General features: G+C 62.5%; 19 protein-coding genes. 14 read left to right on the top strand and 5 right to left on the bottom strand.

All coding sequences use genetic code 11. The features are described 5' to 3' along the window. Positions 1–380: 380 nt before the first annotated feature. Together ACVOLZ_RS20170 and ACVOLZ_RS20175 are read right to left on the bottom strand one after the other, a co-directional pair. Positions 381–875 carry a WG repeat-containing protein gene (locus ACVOLZ_RS20170; protein ID WP_481517681.1) on the bottom strand — a complete coding sequence of 165 codons (495 nt, stop codon included), beginning with the start codon at positions 873–875 and terminating at the stop codon, positions 381–383. Positions 876–904: 29 nt separating this feature from the next. Then, positions 905–2,605, bottom strand: coding sequence for an alkaline phosphatase family protein (locus ACVOLZ_RS20175; protein WP_481517682.1), 1,701 nt, complete (start codon positions 2,603–2,605; stop codon positions 905–907). A gap of 151 nt (positions 2,606–2,756) precedes the next feature. On the opposite strand from ACVOLZ_RS20175, the gene ACVOLZ_RS20180 reads away from it, so the two are divergent. The 7 genes from ACVOLZ_RS20180 to ACVOLZ_RS20210 all read left to right on the top strand — a co-directional run bounded on the left by ACVOLZ_RS20180 (position 2,757) and on the right by ACVOLZ_RS20210 (position 10,003). Then, positions 2,757–4,088, top strand: coding sequence for a dicarboxylate/amino acid:cation symporter (locus tag ACVOLZ_RS20180; RefSeq protein WP_481517683.1), 1,332 nt, complete (start codon positions 2,757–2,759; stop codon positions 4,086–4,088). 307 nt (positions 4,089–4,395) lie between these two features. Further along, positions 4,396–4,929: a hypothetical protein gene (locus tag ACVOLZ_RS20185; protein ID WP_481517684.1), complete on the top strand. Its 534-nt coding sequence runs from the start codon at positions 4,396–4,398 to the stop codon at positions 4,927–4,929. Continuing rightward, on the top strand, positions 4,926–5,567 hold the full coding sequence (locus ACVOLZ_RS20190) for a hypothetical protein (protein ID WP_481517685.1): 642 nt from the start codon (positions 4,926–4,928) through the stop codon (positions 5,565–5,567). Before ACVOLZ_RS20185 ends, ACVOLZ_RS20190 begins: the two co-directional genes overlap by 4 nt. A gap of 47 nt (positions 5,568–5,614) precedes the next feature. After that, positions 5,615–7,006: an adhesin gene (locus ACVOLZ_RS20195; RefSeq protein WP_481517686.1), complete on the top strand. Its 1,392-nt coding sequence runs from the start codon at positions 5,615–5,617 to the stop codon at positions 7,004–7,006. Positions 7,007–7,148: 142 nt separating this feature from the next. Next, complete coding sequence (locus ACVOLZ_RS20200) at positions 7,149–7,850, top strand: C39 family peptidase (RefSeq protein WP_481517687.1); 702 nt, start codon at positions 7,149–7,151, stop codon at positions 7,848–7,850. Positions 7,851–7,862: 12 nt separating this feature from the next. Next, on the top strand, positions 7,863–8,630 hold the full coding sequence (locus ACVOLZ_RS20205) for a hypothetical protein (protein ID WP_481517688.1): 768 nt from the start codon (positions 7,863–7,865) through the stop codon (positions 8,628–8,630). A 50-nt stretch (positions 8,631–8,680) separates the two neighbouring features. After that, on the top strand, positions 8,681–10,003 hold the full coding sequence (locus ACVOLZ_RS20210) for a transporter (protein WP_481517689.1): 1,323 nt from the start codon (positions 8,681–8,683) through the stop codon (positions 10,001–10,003). A gap of 53 nt (positions 10,004–10,056) precedes the next feature. On the opposite strand, the gene ACVOLZ_RS20215 is transcribed toward ACVOLZ_RS20210, so the two are convergent. The 3 genes from ACVOLZ_RS20215 to ACVOLZ_RS20225 form a co-directional block, all read right to left on the bottom strand. Next, positions 10,057–11,388, bottom strand: a complete 1,332-nt coding sequence (locus ACVOLZ_RS20215; RefSeq protein ID WP_481517690.1) for a sigma-54 interaction domain-containing protein — start codon at positions 11,386–11,388, stop codon at positions 10,057–10,059. Between the two features lie 197 nt (positions 11,389–11,585). Then, positions 11,586–12,329 carry a C40 family peptidase gene (locus tag ACVOLZ_RS20220; RefSeq protein ID WP_481517691.1) on the bottom strand — a complete coding sequence of 248 codons (744 nt, stop codon included), beginning with the start codon at positions 12,327–12,329 and terminating at the stop codon, positions 11,586–11,588. A gap of 106 nt (positions 12,330–12,435) precedes the next feature. Further along, positions 12,436–12,969 carry a C40 family peptidase gene (locus ACVOLZ_RS20225; protein WP_481517692.1) on the bottom strand — a complete coding sequence of 178 codons (534 nt, stop codon included), beginning with the start codon at positions 12,967–12,969 and terminating at the stop codon, positions 12,436–12,438. Positions 12,970–13,079: 110 nt separating this feature from the next. Here ACVOLZ_RS20225 and ACVOLZ_RS20230 point away from each other — a divergent pair, with 110 nt between their 5' ends. From ACVOLZ_RS20230 to ACVOLZ_RS20260, 7 genes are all read left to right on the top strand, one after another. Then, positions 13,080–13,559, top strand: coding sequence for an FKBP-type peptidyl-prolyl cis-trans isomerase (locus tag ACVOLZ_RS20230; protein WP_481517693.1), 480 nt, complete (start codon positions 13,080–13,082; stop codon positions 13,557–13,559). Between the two features lie 218 nt (positions 13,560–13,777). Then, a complete protein-coding gene (locus tag ACVOLZ_RS20235; RefSeq protein WP_481517694.1) occupies positions 13,778–14,983 on the top strand; it encodes a DUF418 domain-containing protein in 1,206 nt (401 codons plus the stop codon). 26 nt (positions 14,984–15,009) lie between these two features. Then, the gene (locus ACVOLZ_RS20240) at positions 15,010–16,260 is read left to right on the top strand and encodes an NAD(P)/FAD-dependent oxidoreductase (protein WP_481517695.1); all 1,251 of its coding nucleotides are present in this window, start codon (positions 15,010–15,012) and stop codon (positions 16,258–16,260) included. Then, entirely contained in the window at positions 16,257–17,609 is a 1,353-nt protein-coding gene (gene gorA, locus ACVOLZ_RS20245; protein WP_481517696.1) for a glutathione-disulfide reductase, read from the top strand. The genes ACVOLZ_RS20240 and gorA overlap by 4 nt, the downstream gene beginning before the upstream one ends. 369 nt (positions 17,610–17,978) lie before the next feature. After that, entirely contained in the window at positions 17,979–18,902 is a 924-nt protein-coding gene (locus ACVOLZ_RS20250) for a DMT family transporter (RefSeq protein WP_481517698.1), read from the top strand. Then, positions 18,800–19,243, top strand: a complete 444-nt coding sequence (locus tag ACVOLZ_RS20255) for an MGMT family protein (RefSeq protein ID WP_481517697.1) — start codon at positions 18,800–18,802, stop codon at positions 19,241–19,243. The genes ACVOLZ_RS20250 and ACVOLZ_RS20255 overlap by 103 nt, the downstream gene beginning before the upstream one ends. Positions 19,244–19,284: 41 nt before the next feature. Then, positions 19,285–19,929 carry a rhomboid family intramembrane serine protease gene (locus tag ACVOLZ_RS20260; RefSeq protein WP_481517699.1) on the top strand — a complete coding sequence of 215 codons (645 nt, stop codon included), beginning with the start codon at positions 19,285–19,287 and terminating at the stop codon, positions 19,927–19,929. Positions 19,930–20,124: the final 195 nt, after the last annotated feature.

Here is a 20,124-nt window from a genome sequence, read left to right on the forward strand (position 1 = left end):
TTGGTGCGCTTGGTTTGGGGGGGGGCGCCCCCCCCCCCCCCCAGCGTCGGTCCTATTCGTTGGGGCGGGGGTTTTTTTTTTTTCTTCCCCGCCGCGCCCGCCCCCCCCCCCCCCGCTCCTACAAATCCGGGGGAATCCGGTGGTTATGGGCTGGCGGCCCTTGTAGAGCGGAGCCATGCTCCGCTGTGGGCATTATCGGTAGAGGCCCTGCCGAACATGGCTCGGCACTACGCTGCTTTTGTGTTGAGGCACGCCTGCAGTTTTGTAGGAGCGGCGTAAGCCGCGAAGCAGATATCCCTTCAGATTGCAGGCCGGCTGGTGATTTCATTGATGCCAGCTTCGCGGCTGACGCCGCTCCTACAAAGTCGTGCAGAGCCTGGTCAGGGCAGGGCTTTGCCTTGGCGATCGATGCGGTAGTGCTTGCCGCCTTCGACGGCGGTGTGGCCGCCGGGGTCTGGTTTGCCCGGCGCGCAGCCTTGGCAGACTTCGGCAACGCCGCCCTTGAATGGCCAGCCCCAATCGAAACGGGCGGCGAAAGCAGGCTGCAGTTGGCGGTCGTAGTAGCCGATCTGGCCATTGACCATGGAACGGGTCAGGCCTTCTTCGAAGGCATCCGGGCCGTTGTCGTAAGTGATCACCGGCAGATGGCGGCCGTCGCGACGCAGGTAGTAGTGCTGCTTGCCGGCAATGACCGAGGTCAGCCCATCAGCATCGTATTCAAGCTGCGCCAGCGCCGTTTCGCTGACGATCAGCGTGCCATCGCTGGCCCGCTTGCAGCCCTCCAGAATCTTGAACGTATCGGTGTCCATCCGGTAGCAGGCTTCGTTGGCCAGCGCGATCGCTGGCGCCGTGACCAGTGACAGCAATGCTGCCACTGGCCATCCGGCAGCGTGCCGGCCTTGGCTCACTGCGCCTTGCGCTCGAACTTGACCGGTTGCGGCAGTTCGACCGGTACGCCCTGCGCATCGCAGGTGCCCAGGGCACACAGACGCTCACGCAGGCGCGGGGTGGACTGCACGATCAGGTGGTAGATGGTGTTCTGTTCCATCGTGCCACGCACCGCCTTGCTGCCCGGGCCGCGTGCCCAGATGCCGACGTCTTCGCCGCCATGCGATTCGCTCTTGGACGGCACCAGCGCTTCCTGCATGTAGTCCGGGTGCTCGGTGTCGACGTGGGTCAGGTCAGGTCGGCCGTTGGCCGCCTCAAAGCTGCTCGGGCCGTGCGGGAAGCGCTTCGGGCCGGCCGGCTGCTGGTTGCTGGCGCCGGTATAGCCTGGGCCATTGGCATAGCTCAGCGTGGTGTAGGGCATGCCCATGCCGTCGCGGGCCAGATCCAGTGCGCCCATGCCGTCTTCGCCGCCCTTGTCCTTGACCTTGCCGAGGATGGCGTTGCCACGGGCCGGGTAACCGACGAAGTTCAGGGTATGCGAGTGGTCGGCGGTGACGATGATCAAGGTGTCTTCGGCCGAAGTGGCTTCAACGGCAGCCCTGACCGCATCAGACATGGCGATGGTGTCGCCCAGTGCACGGGCCGCATTGCCGCTGTGGTTGGCGTGATCGATGCGCGCGCCTTCGACCATCAGCACGAAACCTTCCTGATGCTTGGACAGGTTGGCGATGGCAGCGCGGGTCAGTTCGGCCAGCGATGGCTCACCTGCCGGGTCCTTGGGGCGATCCTGTTCGTACTGCATGTGATCGGGCTCGAACAAGCCCAGCAGGGCTGGCGCATTACCAGCGGCCTTGAGCTGGTCTGCGTTCCAGACGTAGGCGCCCTGCGGATGCTTGGCCTGCCATTCGGCAACCAGATTGCGGCCGTCCAGGCGCAGGCCGACCTTGTCGGCGTATTCCGGGTCCTGCTCGTTGACGGTGGTGAACTGGCCACGGCCGCCGCCGAGCGCGACCAGCGGGCCCTGCCCGTAGCGCGAGGTGGAGATCAGTTGCTGGGCGATGTCGACGCAGCCTGCGGCCTTGGCTGCTTCCGGCAGGTCGGTGTCGTTTTCCCAGTTGCGCTCGGGCGAGTGCGCATAAGTAGCCGCCGGAGTGGCGTGGGTCAGGCGCGCGGTAGAGACGATGCCGGTGGCCATGCCGGCGCTGTCGGCCAGCTGCAGCCAGGTCAGCAGGCCCTTGGGCAGGCTGTCGGCGCAATTGTTGCGGCTGCCGGCACTGACGCCGATGGCGCCCATGTGGCTCTTCACGCCGGTGGTGATGGCGGTCATGGTGCCGGCCGAATCGGGGGTCTGCGAGTCGGTGTTGTAGGTTTTGCTGAACGCGGTGGCCGGGAAGCGCTCCCAGGACAGCAGGTTCTCTTCACCCGGCTGGCCCTTGCGCTGCCCTTCAAGGATGCGCGCGGCGGCCACGGTGGTCAGGCTCATGCCGTCACCGAGGAACAGGATCACGTTCTTGGCCTTGCCTGCCATGGCGCCATTGCCGGCGGCGCGGGCGGCGCCGTCGCGGTACCACCACTGCGGCGTTTCCCCGTCCGGTCGGGTGATATGGGGGACGTCAACGCTGACGGCGTTGGCCGGGCCGGACTGCTGGCTGGTGCTGGCGCAGGCGCCAAGCAGCAGGGTGGACAGGGCGGCGGACAGGAAACAGGCTTTTTGCATCGGGGTTGTTACCGCTGGATGAATACAGACTGCCATTATGGTCAAGCGTGGAAGGCATGCATATGACACGCAGCTTTTCTGTGTGGGCATCGTGCTGGCTGAGGCCTTGCGCTATCGTGGGAACCTTCGATTTGTTTTCCGGATTGACGATATGAATGTGGTTTCTGCCTGGCTGCGGATCCCCTTCTGGCAGCGGGTGGTCGGTGGCTTCGTGCTGGGCGCGCTGGCTGGCTGGGCGCTGGGACCGGCCGCCGAGACCTTCTTCGGCCCGCTGGGTGAGCTCTACGTCACCTTGATCAAGATGATCGCGGTGCCGCTGGTGTTCTTCGCGGTGATCAATGCGATCGGCTCGCTGCACGGGCAGAAGTCGGTGGCTGCGCTCAGTGGCCGCACCTTCCTGTGGTTTGTCATCACCGCTGCGTTGGCGGTGGGCATCGGCCTGCTGGTTGGCACGGTGATGCAACCCGGCACCGGTGGCCTGAAGTTGGCGGTGGATACGGCTTACACCCCGCGTGACGTGCCCTCGATCGCCAAGGTGCTGATGGATGTGGTTCCGTCCAACGTGTTCTACGCGCTGGCCGGCATCGGCACCAAGGCCAATGCCGCCGGTGAACAGGTGCTGGCGGCGGGCCGCGGCTCGATCCTGCCGGTGATCTTCTTCGCCGGTCTGCTCGGCTTTGCGATGGTCAAGCTGGGCGAGAAGGTCAACGAGGCACGCAAGCTGGTCGGCCAGATGAGCGAGATCATGATCCAGGTGACCCGCTTCGTGCTGGAGATGACGCCGCTGGGTACCTTCGGCCTGATCGCCGGCCTGGTTGGCAGCTACGGCTTCGAGAAGCTGCTGCCGCTGGGCAACTTCGTGCTGGCGCTGTACGTGGCCTGCGCGTTGCATATCGTCATCGTCTACAGCAGCCTGCTGCTTGCCCATGGCCTGAACCCTTGGAAGTTCTTCCGTGGTGCGGCGCCTGGCATGCAGGTGGCATTCGTTGCCTCGTCGAGCTTTGCGGCGATGCCGGTGGCGATGCGCTCGATCAGCGACAACCTCGGCGTCAACAAGGATTACGCTTCGTTCGCAGTGCCCTTGGGTGCCAGCATCAAGATGGACGGTTGCGGGGCGATCTACCCGGCCTTGTGTGCGGTGTTCATCGCCCAATACACCGGCGTGCCATTGACCCCGGAACAATACGTGATCGTGCTGATCGCCTCGGTGCTGGGCAGTTTTGGTACGGCTGGTGTGCCAGGTACAGCGGTGGTGATGGCGACGGTGGTGCTGAGCGCGGCCAACCTTCCGCTGGAGGCGATTGGTTATCTATATGCCATCGATCGCATCCTCGACATGATGCGCACCATGACCAATGTCACCGGGCAGATGGTGGTGCCGGTGATCGTGGCCAAGGAAACCGGCCTGCTTGACCAGCAGATATACGACGCTGCGGGTACGCCGGCGATGGGCGCTGGTGCGAATGGACGCCATCTGGATTAGTGACGCTGTTGCTGCGAGGTAAGGAGAAGGCCGGCATTGCCGGCCTTTTTCATGTCGACGGTTGTTGCTTGTAGCAGGTGTAACACTGGTCTGTAACAAGGCTGATACAGCGGTGTGAAAGCTAGACCACGTCAGCCTTTTGCGGCTCTATCCGTGCTGCCCTACGTCGTATCTGATAGCCGTACTGCTGTTACATGGATACACCTGCAGTTGCCAGGGTTAGTTATTAACCAATTGTTTTTGCAGGTAATAATTGTTTGGCACGGATGCTGCTCTATCACTCGCGTTGGTACGAGTGGACGACGCAATGGACAGCTGGACCCTACATCGTTATGCCGCCCTGATCGGATTGCTGCTGGCCAGTACTGTCGCCAGTGAGGCCGCAATGGCTTCGGGTGCACGCCAGGGCGTAAAGGCACAACCGGGTGAGATCGTGCTGCTGCGTGATGTCTCCACGCGGCCGGCTTACCGCATGGCACCGCCAGGCATGGCCTTGATTGCCGATCCCTCACCGCGCAAGGAGCTTAGCTCCGCCTTGGGGGTCGGTGGCATGAGCGAGCTCAGTGATGACGACTATGCGGCAATGGGTTCGGGCGTGGCTGGCAGTCAGCTGGCCGGGCATGGCCAGACCACGGTCGAGCGGGTAACCACCGGCATGGTGGGCGGCACTTTGGGGCGCGTTGTCGGCGATGACGGCATGTTGTCCGGAGGCCAGTTGTCACGTGCCATCGGTGGTCCGATGGGTGCGGTGGGCGGTGCAACGCGCGGGATTGGCGACCAGGTGCGTGGCGCCTTGGCGCAGTTCCCGCTGGGCCAGCCGGCCGGGCCGGGTGGCAAGTGAACGCCTCCTTCGCCCCCATCCCCGCTGCCCTGTTTGTAGTCGCGCTTGCCCTTGTGGGTAGTGCGCACGCGCAATCGGGCACTGACAGCTACAGCGGGATGCTGTCCTATCTCTCCACTGACACGCGGATTGAGGGGGGGGCCTTGGCTGGCGCCAATGGCTCGATCAAGGTCAATCAGGCAGCGGGTGATCTCAACCTGCAGGCCAACCTGCACAGCATGGCCAATGGCCAGCAGGCATCGGCCAGTGTCCGCAGCCTGCAGCAGCGCCAGTCCAATCTTTTCAATTCACCGATGCAGGCCACGGCCACCATCGGCGGCAATGCGCTGGCCGGTGCCGGCGGTATTGCATCAATCAATCAGGCCAGTGGCGGTGGCAATGCGGAGTTGAACTCCGTCACCGCGACACTGGCCGCACAGGGCATACGCGAGGCAAGTGATGAGGCCATGACTTCATCCGAAGTGCTCGCGTCGGCAGGGGGGCAGTCCATCGTCACCGATCCACGCGCTACCCGACGGGTAGGTGTGGAGGCATCCGCATTGCGCGGATTTGACGGTGTACTGCAACTCAATCAGATCGCGGGATCAGGCAATGCAACGGAGAACAGATTCAGCATCTCCGTGCAGGGCACCCCGTGAGCACAGCTCCATCCACCCGATGCATCAGAAAATCTGAAGAGGGCACCATGAAAGCGATCAAATGGAATGTACTCGCCATGGCGGTTTCCGCGCTGACCTTCAGCGCGGCAGCCAATGCGGCGGATGATCAGAACGCGAGCGCGAACATCAATCACCAGCACAACGTGAATGAGACGCGCACGCACACCAATACCAACGTCGATACCGACATTGATCTGAAGTTGGATGCCGCAGCTCGCCTGCGCTACAACGACACGCGTAACTACACGGATACGCGGACCAATACCGAAACCAGCAGTTCCGTAACCGAAAACGTGCAGAAGACGTCGAACATCTCGGCCGACGAGCGCAAGGAAAAGAACAACCACGGTGTTGATGTGAACCTCGAGAAGGATATCCGTCTGAGCTCGGACGTGAACTTCTCCGGTGATCCGACCATTACCGGCAACATCGATCTGGATTCGGCCGCGATTGCCCTCATTGACAACCGTCAGTCGGTCTCGAACAACCACGCCCGCAATGGCTTGCTGGACAACACCGCATCGATCGGCGATGACGTGGGTTCCGATGCCTCGGGTAACCTTGGCTTCAACGTGGCTGCCGGCGACAACAACACCCAGGACAATGCTGCCGCACTGTCCGCTGCCGATGCGTCCTTCAGCTTTGGCATGGCTGACGCCGAAGTGTTCGTGAACCAGGCTGGCATGAACAACATGACCTGGAATCATGGCGTGACCAATGCCGCTGGTATCGGCGACAACGCCTTCTCCGGCGCAGCAGGCAACATCGGCGTCAACGTGACCTCGGGCAACAACAACGAGCAGAAGAACGCTCTGGCTGCCTCGGTCGCCACCAGCGCCTATGCCACCTCGACCATCAGCTCGAACCAGAGTTCGAGTGGCAACAAGGTCGAGAACAACGGTTACTACGACCGCATGGTCAGCACCGTCAACGTAAGTTTGAGCGGCAAGGTGACAGGTACCACCAAGGGCACCGGCACTGGCGAGTACGCTGGCACCGGCAACTCCTACCAGAAGACCAACTTCTATCCGGACAACTGGAGTGGCGACACGCATCCGGCCGGCGACCAGCTCGGTCACTCTGATTGGGACAACCAGACCCAGGGTGCCGTCGCCAATCCGAACCGTCCGGGCGTGGGCGGCATGGCGTGGGATACCGATGAGAAGGGCAACCTCAAGTTCAGCGAGATGGGAACTGCTGATCTGACGGCCAGCCTCAGTGGCCAAGTAACCACGGTTGACTGGGTGGCGGTCAATGCGACCAACACCGCCAGTCTGTCGGGCTCGGCGTTCTCCAACGCTTCCGGCAACATCGGTGTGAACGTGTCCTCGGGCACCGGCAACCTGCAGGCCAACAGCCTCGCGCTGGCGGTTGCACAGCCGTCAACCGGTGGTGGTGGCGGCGGTAACGAGCCGTAACCGGATGCGTCATCCGTGAGGATGACGCGCTGGCTTAGCGTAACAAACCCGGCCATCCGCCAATGACCGGGTTCCGGGAGCCCCCATTCCCCTCCCCCGGGAGGGGGCTCCCACCTTCCGGCGCTCTGGAGGTACTACGCTCATGTTTGCTCGCTCGCTGCTGTTGGCTTGTGCGTTGAGCTTGTCGCCGGGCTTGCTGCATGCAGGCGAGGTGGCATTCAGCAGTGTGCTACCCAATGGTGCCCTGTACAGCGGCAAGATCGAGAGCATGAAGGAGCGGCGCTTTCGTAACCTGGTGCGGCAGCAGACCGATTACAGCTGCGGTGCTGCGGCCTTGGCGACAATCCTCAAGCATGCGTACCACCTCAACACCGACGAGGCGACGGTGATCGAGGGCATGATGGGAGTTGCTGATCCAGAACTGGTAAAGCAACGCGGATTTTCGTTGCTGGATATCAAGCGTTACGTGGAATCCTTGGGCATGCGTGGTCGCGGTTACCGGATTGATGAGGAGCGGCTGATGAACCTGCGCGTTCCCAGTCTGGTGCTGATGGATGTACGTGGCTTCCGCCACTTCGTCGTACTCAAGCAGATACGTGATGGCATGGCCGAGGTCGCTGATCCGATTCTCGGCAACCGCGTTGTGCCGTTGCCGGAATTTCTTGAAGCTTGGCCGTCGCGCGCGGTATTCGTGGTCATAGGCAGCGACTTTGATCGCAATACAGTGCTGCTGCAACCCAGTGAAAGGCCCAGTGCACGCGCGCTGTATGCACGCCAAGGGGCCAACCCCATTACCGATGCGGAGCTGGTTGATTTTGGCTTCAGCCATGCCGACCTGTTCTGAAGGAGTGTTGTGATGAGCGCAATCAAATTCGCCCTGCTGGCTTTGGCGCTGAGTGTCGCGCTGCCAGCGCTTGGCGCGGAGACACCGCAAAAGCCGGGCAAAGGCCTGCACGAAATACCCGACCCGGAGCTCAACCTGATGCGTGGCCGCTATACCGTGGGTGGCAATGCGGTGGCTTGGTTCGGGGTGACCATGATCTCGACCTGGCAGACCACGGCTGGCCAGAGCCTGCAGGGCGCCATGACGCTTGGCATGGATTTCAGCAAAGGTGGCAACGTACCGAAGGTAACGTTCACGCCTGTCGTCAGCATCACCGATGCCAACGCACCGTTGCCTGATGCCAGCGGACGCAGTATCGATGGCAGCGGTTTGAACAACGTGGCCGGTGTCAGCCAGAGCGTGCAGATCGCCGGTGACGGTAACCGCGCCAGCAATGTGATGCATCTGAATGTACGCAACGATGGCATTGTCCCGGGCAGTAGTGGCTCGGTAGCGGGCAATGCGACGGCACAGTCGGGTGACGCAAGCGCCGTAGCCAGCTTTGACGGCAATGCGGCACGCTTGCAGCTGACCATCCAGGGGCAAGGTGCGGTGCAACAGTGGCTACGTAGTGGCAGTGTTGGCCAAAGCGTACAGTTGACCAGCGATGGCCAGTTGGTCAGTAATCGGCTGCAGATTGATCTGGTAAGGGAGTCGATGGCGGGGAACCTGCCGTTGGCCCAGAACGTGGCACAGGCCATCACGCTCAATCGGGGGATTGGCGGGATAGGCGGGCAGTGAGCACGCGTTTGGCGCGTGCTTTGGCGAGTTCAACGTAGAGGAACGACACAATGAAACGACTGGCGATGGCGGCGCTGGTGAGTCTGACTGTTGCTTCACCACGGGTGATGGCGCAGGAGGCGACAACCGGCAGTAAGGATGCAGAGGACGTAAGGGCACTGGTGGCACAGCTGGAGGCGCTCAAAGCCAGCTACGCCCAGGAAGTGCGGCGTCTGCGCGAGCTGGACATGCAGGTGCAGGCAATCCAGGCGCGGGTCAGTGGCAAGACTGCACAGGCGTTGCCGCCCCCGCCGCATCCCGCGGGCGAGGCAGCGCCTGCTCAGGTTGCTACGGCGCCGCCAGCGGCGGCAGCGCCGGCTGGTGAGGGCTATGCCAGCAGTGCGGCTGAAGCGCAGCAGGCCAAGGAAGCGGCGCGGCGCAGTGTTGATGATGTGAAGCAACAACAATCCGCACTGTTCAACCAAAAGCTCACGTTGGAAAACAGCATCACCTACGCACGTTATGACCGCAAACAGCTGACCCTCAATGGTTTCCTTGCGCTGGACGCGATCTTCCTCGGCAATATCGCCATCGAGAACGTCGAGTCCGATTCGCTTACCTACAATTTTGCAGCGCGCTGGGGTCTCAATCCGCGGCTGACCTTGAATCTGGATGTGCCGTACATTGCCCGCAAGACGATCTACCAGAAGGGCGGCGCGGGTGGTTCGGCGGCTGCCATCGCGCAGGAAGAAACCCATGGCACCGGTATTGGCGATGTGACTGTCAGCGCCAACTACAAGCTGTTTGGTGAGCGCGGCTGGCGCCCGGAGACCGTCCTGACCGGTGGTATCACCGCGCCGACGGGGCGTGAGCCCTATGGTCTGGATTGGAAGGTGATCGAGCGCGACGATGATGATTTCATCCGTTTCGCGGTGCCGTCCAAACAGCCGACCGGCAACGGTCTCTGGCAGGCGAACATCGGCCTGTCGGCGGTGAAGAGTGCGGACCCGGCAATCCTGTTCGGCAACATCGGTTACGTGCGCTCGTTCAAGCGCAGCTTCGACGACATCGATGCCAATCCGGATACGGTCAATCCTGGTGAGGTGAATCTGGGTAACTCGTATTACTTCGGCGCAGGTGTGGCATTTGCATTCAATGAGCGCACCAGCCTGAGTATTTCCTTCAGTGATCGCATGAGTGCACGTGCCAGCACGCGTTACAAGAACGGCAAGTGGATGAAGGTGATCGGTAGTGATGGCAACGCGGGCACACTCAACCTGGGTGTGACCTATGCGCTGACATCCAAGGCGACCTTTGTCAGCATGCTGGGCATTGGCCTGACGCCGGATGCACCGGATTTCACCTTGGCATTCAAGGTGCCTTACATGTTGTGATGATGTGTGCAGGATGAGCGTGGATGAAGGGAGGAGGCGCTGCGTTCAGTCGATCAACGCAGCGCTTCCAGTTCCAGGTGGTGCTTGCGGCACATCCGGTAGATGGTGACCCGCGAGACCTTCATCAATCGCGCGCAGGCGCTGATGTTGTATTGGCTTTGTTGCAGGCAGGACAGCAGGGTTTCGCGTTCGGCATGACCGCGTGCCTGGCTGAGTTGGGCGCCATTCGCGGGTTGATTGAGCTCCAGATCGGCGCAACTGATCAACTCGCCTTCGGCGGTGATGGCCGCCCGCTGTACCCGGTTGAGCAGTTCGCGCACATTGCCGGGCCATGGGAAGCGGTCCATCGCTTGACGAGCTTCAGTGGTGTAGCCGCGCGCGCGGGTGGGGTGGCGGGTGCGGAAGTTGCGCAGAAACTGGCGGGAAAGCAGTTCAATGTCGCCATCGCGTTTGCGTAGCGGTGGCATCGCCAGACGCAGCACATTGAGACGGTAGTAGAGATCGCGACGGAAGCGCCCTTCTTCGACCGCACGTTCCAGATCCACGTGAGTGGCGGCGAGGATGCGCACATCTACAGGGACGGGCTGATTGCTGCCGACCCGCTCGATCGTGCCCTCCTGCAGTACCCGCAACAGACTGGTCTGCGCATCCAGGGGCAGGTCGCCGATTTCATCCAGGAACACGCTGCCGGTGTGCGCGGTTTCAAACAGGCCTTGGCGACGGCCGGTGGCGCCGGTGAAGGCTCCACGCTCATGACCGAACAGTTCCGACTGGATCAAGGTAGAAGGAATGGCGCCGCAGTTGATCGCCTGGAAAGGTTTGCCGTTGCGTGGCGATAGGCGATGCAATGCATGCGCGGCTACCTCCTTGCCGGTGCCGGTTTCACCGGTGATCAGGACCGGCAGATCCACCGGCGCGTATTTGCGCAGGGTGGCGCGCATGACCAGCATCACCTCGCTCTCGCCGAGCAGGGTTTCCAGCACATCTTCACTGGCTGGACGTGGCACCTCATTGCTCAGGCCCTGCAGCCCGCGTAGCAGTTCCTTCAGATCCGGCGGGTGTGGGAATTGTTGGCGGCAGGCGGCAAGCAGTGGATGCCGCGGCAGCTTTTCGATGTCATCGGTGGCAGGGGTGATGGCAAACAGCGGCATATGGTGATGCTCGGCGGTCAGCTTGCCGATACGCTCCAGCTCACTTTCCGAGCTGGTGCGGAAATCGATCAGGCCAACCACCGTGTCGCCGCCGCGCATGCCAATGTCGGCGGGCTGCTGGGGAAGTACCGTTCGCACCTGCCAGCCATCCGCAGCCAGCATCACTTTCTCTCTTGCCCCCGGATTTCCAAACCAGATCACACAACGTGTACTTGACACAGATGTTGCGGCCATGCCTGGTCACTCCTCCATTCGGCGTCACCATATACCTGTGTTTCGCGCATGTGCAATCGTATTTGGCACTTTGTTGCAGGTAGCAGAAGTGATGTTCGTATTAACTTTTGTGCAAGGAGAGTGATGTGAAAAGGCATGACAATAAAAAAGCCGCAACCCGAAGGTTGCGGCTTGGCAGGTAGTTGCCGGCAGGGCGCTTACAGCGCCATGCGGCGGGCCTGCATGAACTTGTCGCCCCAGTAACCAGTGAGCAGGGTATCGGTACGGACATCCTTGCCGGTGCTCGGGGCATGCAGGAAGCGGCCTTCGCCAACGTAGATGCCTACATGGTCAACGCGGCCCTTGCGGCCAAAGAACACCAGGTCGCCGGCGGCCAGTGACGCGCGGTCATTGATCAGTTCGGCATTGGCCTGGCTGGCCATTTCGCGCGATACGCGCGGCAGCTCGACACCCAGCGCGGTACGGAATACGTAGCCGACCAGGCCGCTGCAATCAAAGCCGGCATCCGGCGAGGTGCCGCCCCAGCGATACGGGGTGCCCAGCAGGGTCATGGCGCGGCGCAGGATGGACTGCACCTTGCCGTCGGAATCGTTGGCCAGTGCTGCCTCGGTGGCAGCAGAGACGCCTTTGGAGGCGTCGTAAGCGGAAATCAGGCGGCTGAGATCGCCGGCGAACATCGCCGAACGGTCCATCAGCGGAATGGTGTCGCTGGCGGCCAGATGCGGCAGCAGCGCGGCGAGCGTGGCGGTGGCAGCGCTATCAGCCTTGCTGCGCGGTGCTTCGGTTTTGGCCGCGGCCGGCTTGGCAGCTGGGGCGGTATCGGCGCTCTGAGCGAGGGCGGGCAGGCTGGCCAGAGCCAGTGCCGCAGCGCAGATCAGGCGGCGGAGGGTGAGCGGAACAATCTTTGGCTGGCTCGGATGGGACGTGTTGTCAGTCGTCACGCGGCAGTCACTAGGAAAAGTCGATGGGGGATCATGCCTTGCGAAACGTGAGGATAGGTACAAATTTCGTTAACAAATCGTTATTTTTCGTGCTGAAAGTCTCGTTTTACCGCAATACCCGCTTCGCACCGGTGTAATGGTCGCGCCAATAGGCCCCATCAAGGTGGTCCAAGCGGACCGTTCCGCCGGTGCTGGGCGCGTGTACAAAACGCCCTTCGCCGACATAAATGCCTACGTGCCAGACGTTACCTTTATTGCCAAAAAAGACCAGATCACCAGCGGTAAGACGGTCGGGCGCGATCTTTGGCCCCTGGATGGCAGCCAGTTCGCGCGAGGTACGCGGCAGGTTCAGTGCCAGCATGTCCCGGTATACATAAGTGACCAATCCGCTGCAGTCGAAGCCGGACTCCGGTGTATTGCCACCGTAGCGGTAGGGGGTGCCAACCAGTCCCAAGGCCCGCATCAGCACCGAGGCAGCTGCCGCAGGGTCGGCGGGGGCGACTGGCGAGTAATTGCGGGCCGGATTGGGTGCGGCCGTCCGTTTCGGCGGGCTGTGCCCGCAGGCGGTCAGCAGCGCGGCGGTCAGGAGCGTGGCCGGCAGGCGCCACGAGCGGAAGCGGGGAACTGGCGTGATGTGCATGGAGCCCGGATAATGCGCCACCTAAGAAGGCCGTCATCATGGCGGCGTCCCCGGCGGCCGACAAGCCGTCCCAACGTCTGCCAGCGGGCAGCCATTTATCAGAGTTGCGCATGAAGATCGAAAAAGACCGCGTCGTCCGTTTCCACTACACCGTCTCCGAAGTCGGCCAGGAGCCGATTGAAAGCTCCAAGGACCGTGATCCGTTGGCCATCCTGATCGGCCACGGCAACATCATCCCGGGTCTGGAAGCGGCGATGATGGACAAGGAAGCGGGCGAGAGCTTCGGCGTCGACGTCAAGTCGACCGAGGCCTACGGCGAGCGCCGCGAGGGCATGACCCAGCGTGTGCCGAAGAAGCACTTCGGCAAGACCCCATTGATCCCGGGCACCCAGGTGATCCTGCAGACCAACTTCGGCCCGCGCGCGGTCACCGTCGAGAAGGTCGGCATGACCGTGGTTGACGTCGACCTGAACCACCCGATGGCCGGCAAGGACCTGCATTTCGACGTGGAAATCATCGAAGTGCGCGAAGCCAGCGAAGAAGAAGTGCAGCACGGCCACGTGCACGGCGACGGCGGTCACCAGCACTAAGCGCTTGCCGCAAAGCAGTGCAGCACCGGAACGGCCCGCGAAAGCGGGCCGTTCTGCGTTGGTCCCATGTAGTGCTGAGCCATGCTTGGCAGGGGCTGTGCGGGTAAAGCCTCTGCCGAGCATGGCTCGGCACTACAGAACGCTGGGCAAACCTCTGCCGAGCATGGCTCGGCACTACCTTGGCTTGCGTGCTCTAATCGCGCACCTGTTGCTGAAGGATGTCGTCGTTGTCTACTTCTGCTTTCCAGCCTGTGGCGGCCGATGAGCGCATCGCTACTTTGGACGTGCTGCGCGGCTTTGCCTTGTTCGGCATCCTGCTGATGAACATCGAGGCCTTCAGCGGTCCGTTGGACATGTCATTCACCGGTATCGATCCGCATTGGCTGGGCCGGGACTACTGGGCCGATGCGTTCGTCTACATCTTCGTGCAGGGCAAGTTCTTCACTCTGTTCTCGCTGCTGTTCGGTGCTGGTTTCGCGGTAATGGCGCAGCGGGCCACCATCGCAGGGCGCGACTTCACCCGATTCTATCTGCGCCGCAGCCTGGGTTTGCTGATCATCGGCGTGCTGCATGCGCTGCTGCTGTGGTCAGGTGACATTCTGGTCGCCTACGCACTACTGTCTTTCGTATTGCTGGCCTTCCGTGAGGCGCCGCGCAGCTGGTTGCCCGCGCTGGGGACGATGGCCTATCTGGGCGCAGCTGTATTGATGTTGTTGCTGGGCGCGTTGATGCAGTTCGTGCCGGCCGATGCCGCCACTGCGCAGGCCGAAGCAGCGAGGGTTGCAATCGAGGCGCAGCGCCAGGCTTACGGGCAGGGCAGCTACCTGCAGGCAATTGCACAGCGGCTGCAGGACGTGGGTGCCTCGTTGGGCGCGCTGTTGCTGGTCGGCCCGCAGGTGCTGGGCATGTTCCTGATCGGCGCATGGTTTGCGCGCAGTGGTGCCATTGCCGAGCCCGGCCGCTATCCGCGGCTGTGGGCAGGCTTGCGCTGGTTGCTGCTGCCGGTTGGTTTGGCGGTGATGCTGTTGAGCGTTTGGGTGCTGCCGTACAACGCCCCGGGACAATTCACTATGCGCAGCGCCGGCGCCTACGCGCTGACTGCAGTGGCAGGTTTGCTGATGTGTCTTGGTTATCTGGCCTGGGGCGTGCGCTGGAGCCGCCATCTGCAATGGTTGGCGCCAGCGGGGCGCATGGCCTTGAGCAACTACCTGGGGCAATCGCTGGTCTGCACCCTGGTCTTCTACGGCTATGGCCTGGGTTGGTTTGAGCAGGTAGGGCGCGCATCACAGCTACTGTTTGCCGTAGGTCTGTTCGCTGTGCAGGTACTGCTCAGCCAGCTATGGTTGCGGCGTTTCCAGTATGGGCCTGTGGAGTGGTTGTGGCGGGGGTTCACATACTTGCAATTGCCACCACTGCGGCGCTGATGCATTGGCGGCAATAAAATAGCCGGGTGAACTCACCCAAAGACGATGTTCTTGTTGTTGGCGCCGGTGCCACCGGTCTGGCCACCGCGTTGGCACTTTCCGAAGCGGGACGGCAGGTGCGGGTGATTGACGCTGGCACATTGGGCGGTGCGACCTCACACGGCAACTGCGGCACCATCACCCCCAGCCATGCGCCACCGTTGGCGGCACCTGGTGTGCCACAGCGTGCACTGCGCTGGATGTTGTCGCCGCAGGCGCCGCTGTATATTCCGCCGCGTTTTGATCCTGCTCTTTGGCGCTGGCTGCTGAAGTTCGCTACGCGCTGCAATCGACAGGACTGGCTACACAGCGCGCAAGGGCGTGCCGCATTGTTGAACGACTCCCGGCAACGTCTGGCCGATTGGGTGCTGCGCTACCAGCTGGATTGCGAGTTCGCCGAGAAGGGCTTGGACTATGTGTTTCGCCAGCAAAGCAATTTCGACGCCTACGCGGCCGAATGCGGCGCGTTGTCAGATCTCGGCATCGCCACCGAGATCATCGATGGCAGCGACTATGTTCGTGCTGAGCCCGCCTTCAATGATGGCGTGGTCGGCGCGATCCGTTTCCCAGGCGATGCCAGTCTGCGTCCGGACCGATACACCGCCGAACTGGGACGGGTACTGCGTGCACGCGGCGTGCTGATCGAAGAGCACTGCGTGGTGCAATCATTCGAGCCACGCGGGCAGGGTGTGCGCGTGCAGACCAATCGAGGTGCCCGTGATAGCGGTGAACTGGTGCTGGCGACCGGCGCGTGGTCGCCACGGCTGGCCGCCAAGTTGGGGCTGCGCGTCCCGATCCAGGCAGGCAAAGGCTACTCCATCACTGGCAGTTGCCCGACGCAGGTTCCGAGCCGGCCGGTGGTGCTGAAGGATCGTTCGGTATTCGTCATTGCCTGGGCTGAACAGATGCGTCTGGGTGGCACGATGGAATTTTCCGGGCAGGACCGGCGTTTGAATGAAACCCGCTTGCAGGCACTGGAGCTGGCAGCGCGGCAGTACCTTCGCCAGCCAATCGGTGAGGTCATACATGAGCGCTGGTATGGCTGGCGGCCGATGACCTGGGATGACATGCCGATACTGGGACGCTCGCCCTTGCATGCTCACGTCTGGCTAGCGGCTGGTCATGGCATGCTCGGGATCAGTATGAGCAGTGGGAGCGGACAACTGATGGCTGATTTGATAACCGGGCACGCGCCCGCAATCGATCCTGCGCCGTATCGCGTGGAGCGCTTCCAATGAGTGCGCGCAACTACGACGTGGTGGTGTTGGGGGGCGGTTCGGGCGGTTTGGCTGCCGCGTTCCGCGCAGCATCCTACGGCGCCAAGGTGGCGATGTTGGAGCCTGCGCCGCTGGGTGGTACCTGCGTGAACGTGGGTTGCGTGCCGAAGAAGGCGATGTGGCTGGCCGCGGACCTGGCCGAGCGCATTGGGCTGGCACGGCGGATCGGTTTCGATGTGCCTGCCGAACCGGAGTTGACCTGGTCGACCCTGTTGTATCGGCGTCAGCAGTACATCGCCAATATCCACGCCAGCTATCAGAAGCGGCTGGATGAAACCGGCGTGGTGCGGATCAGCAATCGTGGGCACCTGATCGATGCGCATACGGTGCAGTGCGAGGACGGCACCCAGTTTCGCGCCGAGCACATCGTCGTCGCTACCGGCGCGCATCCGCTCAAGCCGGAGTTGCCTGGCGCAGAGTTGGGTGGTGTTTCGGATGATTTCTTTGCGCTGCAGGCACGACCGGATCGCGTTGCCTTGGTAGGTGGTGGTTATATCGCGGTGGAACTTGCCGGGGTACTACGTGCCTTGGGTAGCGAGGTTTCCTTGCTGGTACGCGGGCAGCGCTTGCTGGATAGGTTTGACGCGGAAGTATCAGACCAGCTGGCGGAGAACCTGCGCCTTCAGGGCGTAGAGCTGCACTTCGGCTGCAAGGTGGAAGCGCTGCAGCGGCAGCAGCAACAGATCCGCGCGCAGCTGCACAACGGCCCGGAACAGGCTGTGTTCGATACGGTGCTTTTCGCCACCGGCCGTGGCCCGAACACAAAGGGGCTTGGCTTGCAGCAGGCTGGCGTAAGGCTGGGCGAGAAGGGCCAGATCGAGGTGGATGACTACCAGAACACTTCGGTGCCTGGCATCTATGCGGTTGGCGACGTTACCGGCCGGGTGACCTTGACTCCGGTTGCGATTGCAGCCGCGCGCAGGCTGATGGATCGGGTGCTCGGTGGGCAGCCTGAGGCCAGACTCGACTACGAGAACGTCCCCAGTGTTGTGTTCGCGCATCCGCCGCTGGGGAGTGTTGGCCTGAGCGAGGAAGAGGCGAGCAAGCGCTTTGGCAAGGTGAGCACGTACTACAGCCGCTTCCGGCCGATGCTGCAGGCGCTGGGACAGGGCGAGGTGCGCAGCCTGTTCAAAATGGTTTGTGCTGGCGAGGGCGAGAAAGTGGTTGGCATCCATCTGCTGGGCGAGGGTGCTGACGAGATCCTGCAAGGGTTTGCGGTGGCAGTGAAGGCTGGTGTGACGCGCAGGCAGATGGAGGAGACGGTGGCCATCCATCCGACTTCGGCTGAGGAAGTTGTTTTGATGCGTTGAAGTGAGGGGCTGGGTAGCAACAGCAACAGCGCAAAAGGCACCCCTCCTCAATCCTCCCCTGCGCTGCGCGCAAGGGAGGAGGCTGATCCTGTGGTTGCGGGCAATGCTTCGGCTCCCTCCCTTTGCCGAAGGCAAGGGGGTGAAGAAGGCCTGCTTGCGCGTCACTGGCGCGCGGCCTGATGAACGACCGAAGGCCAGGCCTTCGGGCCGGGCGGGTTGGGGAGGGGTGCGGTTGATCTTGCTTTTACTCCGGTGAAAACCCTGGTCCTACCCAGTCGCCACGCCCAAATCCCGCAGCACTCATAATAGAAAGCCATCTCCCCCGGATGCCGCAACACCGTGACTGCTCCAAGCCAGCGCGAGGCCACTGTGGCCGCGCCAACATTACCCACCAGCTCGCGCCGCCTGTTGATCAGCGGCCTGCTGCTGGCCGCTACTGGCGCCATCGCCGCGTCCGGCAAGGCGGTGATCGTCAAGCTCGCCTACCGGCACGGTGCCGACGCCACTGCCTTGCTCGCTCTGCGGATGATGGTCGCGTTCCCGTTCTTCATCGCCATGGGCATGTGGGCGGCGCGGCGCGCTCAGCCACTGTCGGTCGGCGACCGTTGGCGGGTACTGCTGCTCGGCTTCAGTGGCTACTACCTGTCCAGCTATCTGGATTTCCTCGGCCTGCAATACATCAGCGCCACGCTGGAACGGCTGATCCTGTATCTCAGCCCCACGTTGGTGGTGCTGATCGCATTGGTGGTGCTCAAGCAACGGCCAACCCGCATCCAGGTAGCAGCCCTGTTGGTCAGCTATCTCGGCGTGTTGCTGGCCTTTGGTCATGACATCCAGCTCGAAGGCCGGCGCACCTTGATCGGCTCGGGCCTGGTGTTTGCCAGTGCGCTGAGTTATGCGGTGTATCTGTTCGGCAGTGGCCAGGCGGTGGTGCGGATTGGAGCGGTGCGTCTGACCGCTTACGCCAGCATGGTGGCCTGCGTGCTGTGCATCGGTCAGTACCTGCTGTTTCAACCCTGGGATGCGTTGTGGGCGTATGCGCCGCCGGTGTATTGGCTGTCACTGCTCAACGGCACGGTCTGCACGGTACTGCCGGTGTTGGCGATCATGGTCGGGGTCAAGCGGATTGGTTCCTCGCTGGCCGCGCAGGTGAGTATGCTGGGCCCGGTTTCCACAATTGTGCTCAGCGTATGGCTGCTCGACGAACCGATGGGCATTTGGCAAAGCGCCGGGACGGTGCTGGTGCTGCTGGGCGTGCTGCTGGTGGGCAGCGGAGTGGCGAAGAAGCGATGAGCCCTGATGCCAGTACCGCCGCCGGTCATGCACGCATCCTTGAGGCGATTCGCGCCATCCCGCGCGGACAGGTGCTGGGCTACGGTGAAGTGGCGGCCAAGGCCGGGTTGCCCGGAAGGGCAAGGCTGGTGGCGCGCCTGCTCGGTAGCAACGACGACCCGGAGCTGCCCTGGCACCGGGTGCTGCGCTCGGACGGGCGCATTGCGATGCCCGAGGGCTCGCGCGGTTGGCGCGAGCAGAGCCAACGGCTGCGGGCCGAGGGTGTGGCGGTGGAGAACGGCCGGGTGAAGCGGCCCAAACCGCCGCGCAGCCTGGACGAGGCGATCTGGGGCCCGGGCTAGCTGCTGCGGCTATCATGGCGACAGTTCCTCCGGATGCCACCATGTTCCCGCGCCTACCCAAGATCACCCAGACGTTGTTGATCGCCAACGTCGTCCTGTTCCTGCTGCAGCAGCTTCCGCAGACGGCGGGCATCTTTACCCAGCTGATGCTGTGGCCGCTGGGCTCGCAGCAGTTCTTTGCTGATTCGCCCGGTTTCGAACCGTGGCAGTTGCTGAGCTATGGTTTCCTGCATGGCAGTTTCGGCCACCTGTTCTTCAACATGCTGGCGCTTTTCATGTTCGGTGCACCGCTGGAAGCGACCTGGGGCGAGAAACGCTTCCTGACCTATTACATGGTCTGTGTGGTGGGTGCTGGTCTGTGCCAGTTGCTGGTGGCTGCGTTTGCCGGTGAGTACAACCCGGTGCTGGGTGCCTCTGGTGGCGTGTTCGGCCTGCTGCTGGCCTACGGCATGTTGTTCCCGAACCAGCGGGTGATGCTGCTGTTCCCGCCGATCCCGATGAAGGCGCGTACCTTCGTCATCGTGTTCGGTGCGATTGAACTGCTGCTGGGCTTCACTGGCTGGCAGCCGGGCGTGGCCCACTTCGCTCATCTCGGCGGCATGTTGTTTGGCTGGTTGCTGATCCGTTATTGGCGCGGGCAACCGCCGTTCAACAAGCGCGGCCCGCACCTGCGCCGCGTCAAGTAACAAGCAACTGTAGTGCCGAGCCATGCTCGGCAAGGGCTCTACCGATGGAGCCAGAGCGACGTAGTGCCGAGCCATGCTCGGCAGAGGCTTTACCAGCATAAAGCTGCCCTCACCCCAACCCCTCTCCCGCAAGCGGGAGAGGGGCTCAAACGGTAGAGCCAAGCCATGCTCGGCGGAAGCTTCACCGGTAAAGCC

The organism is Stenotrophomonas sp. STEN020 (assembly GCF_056760195.1).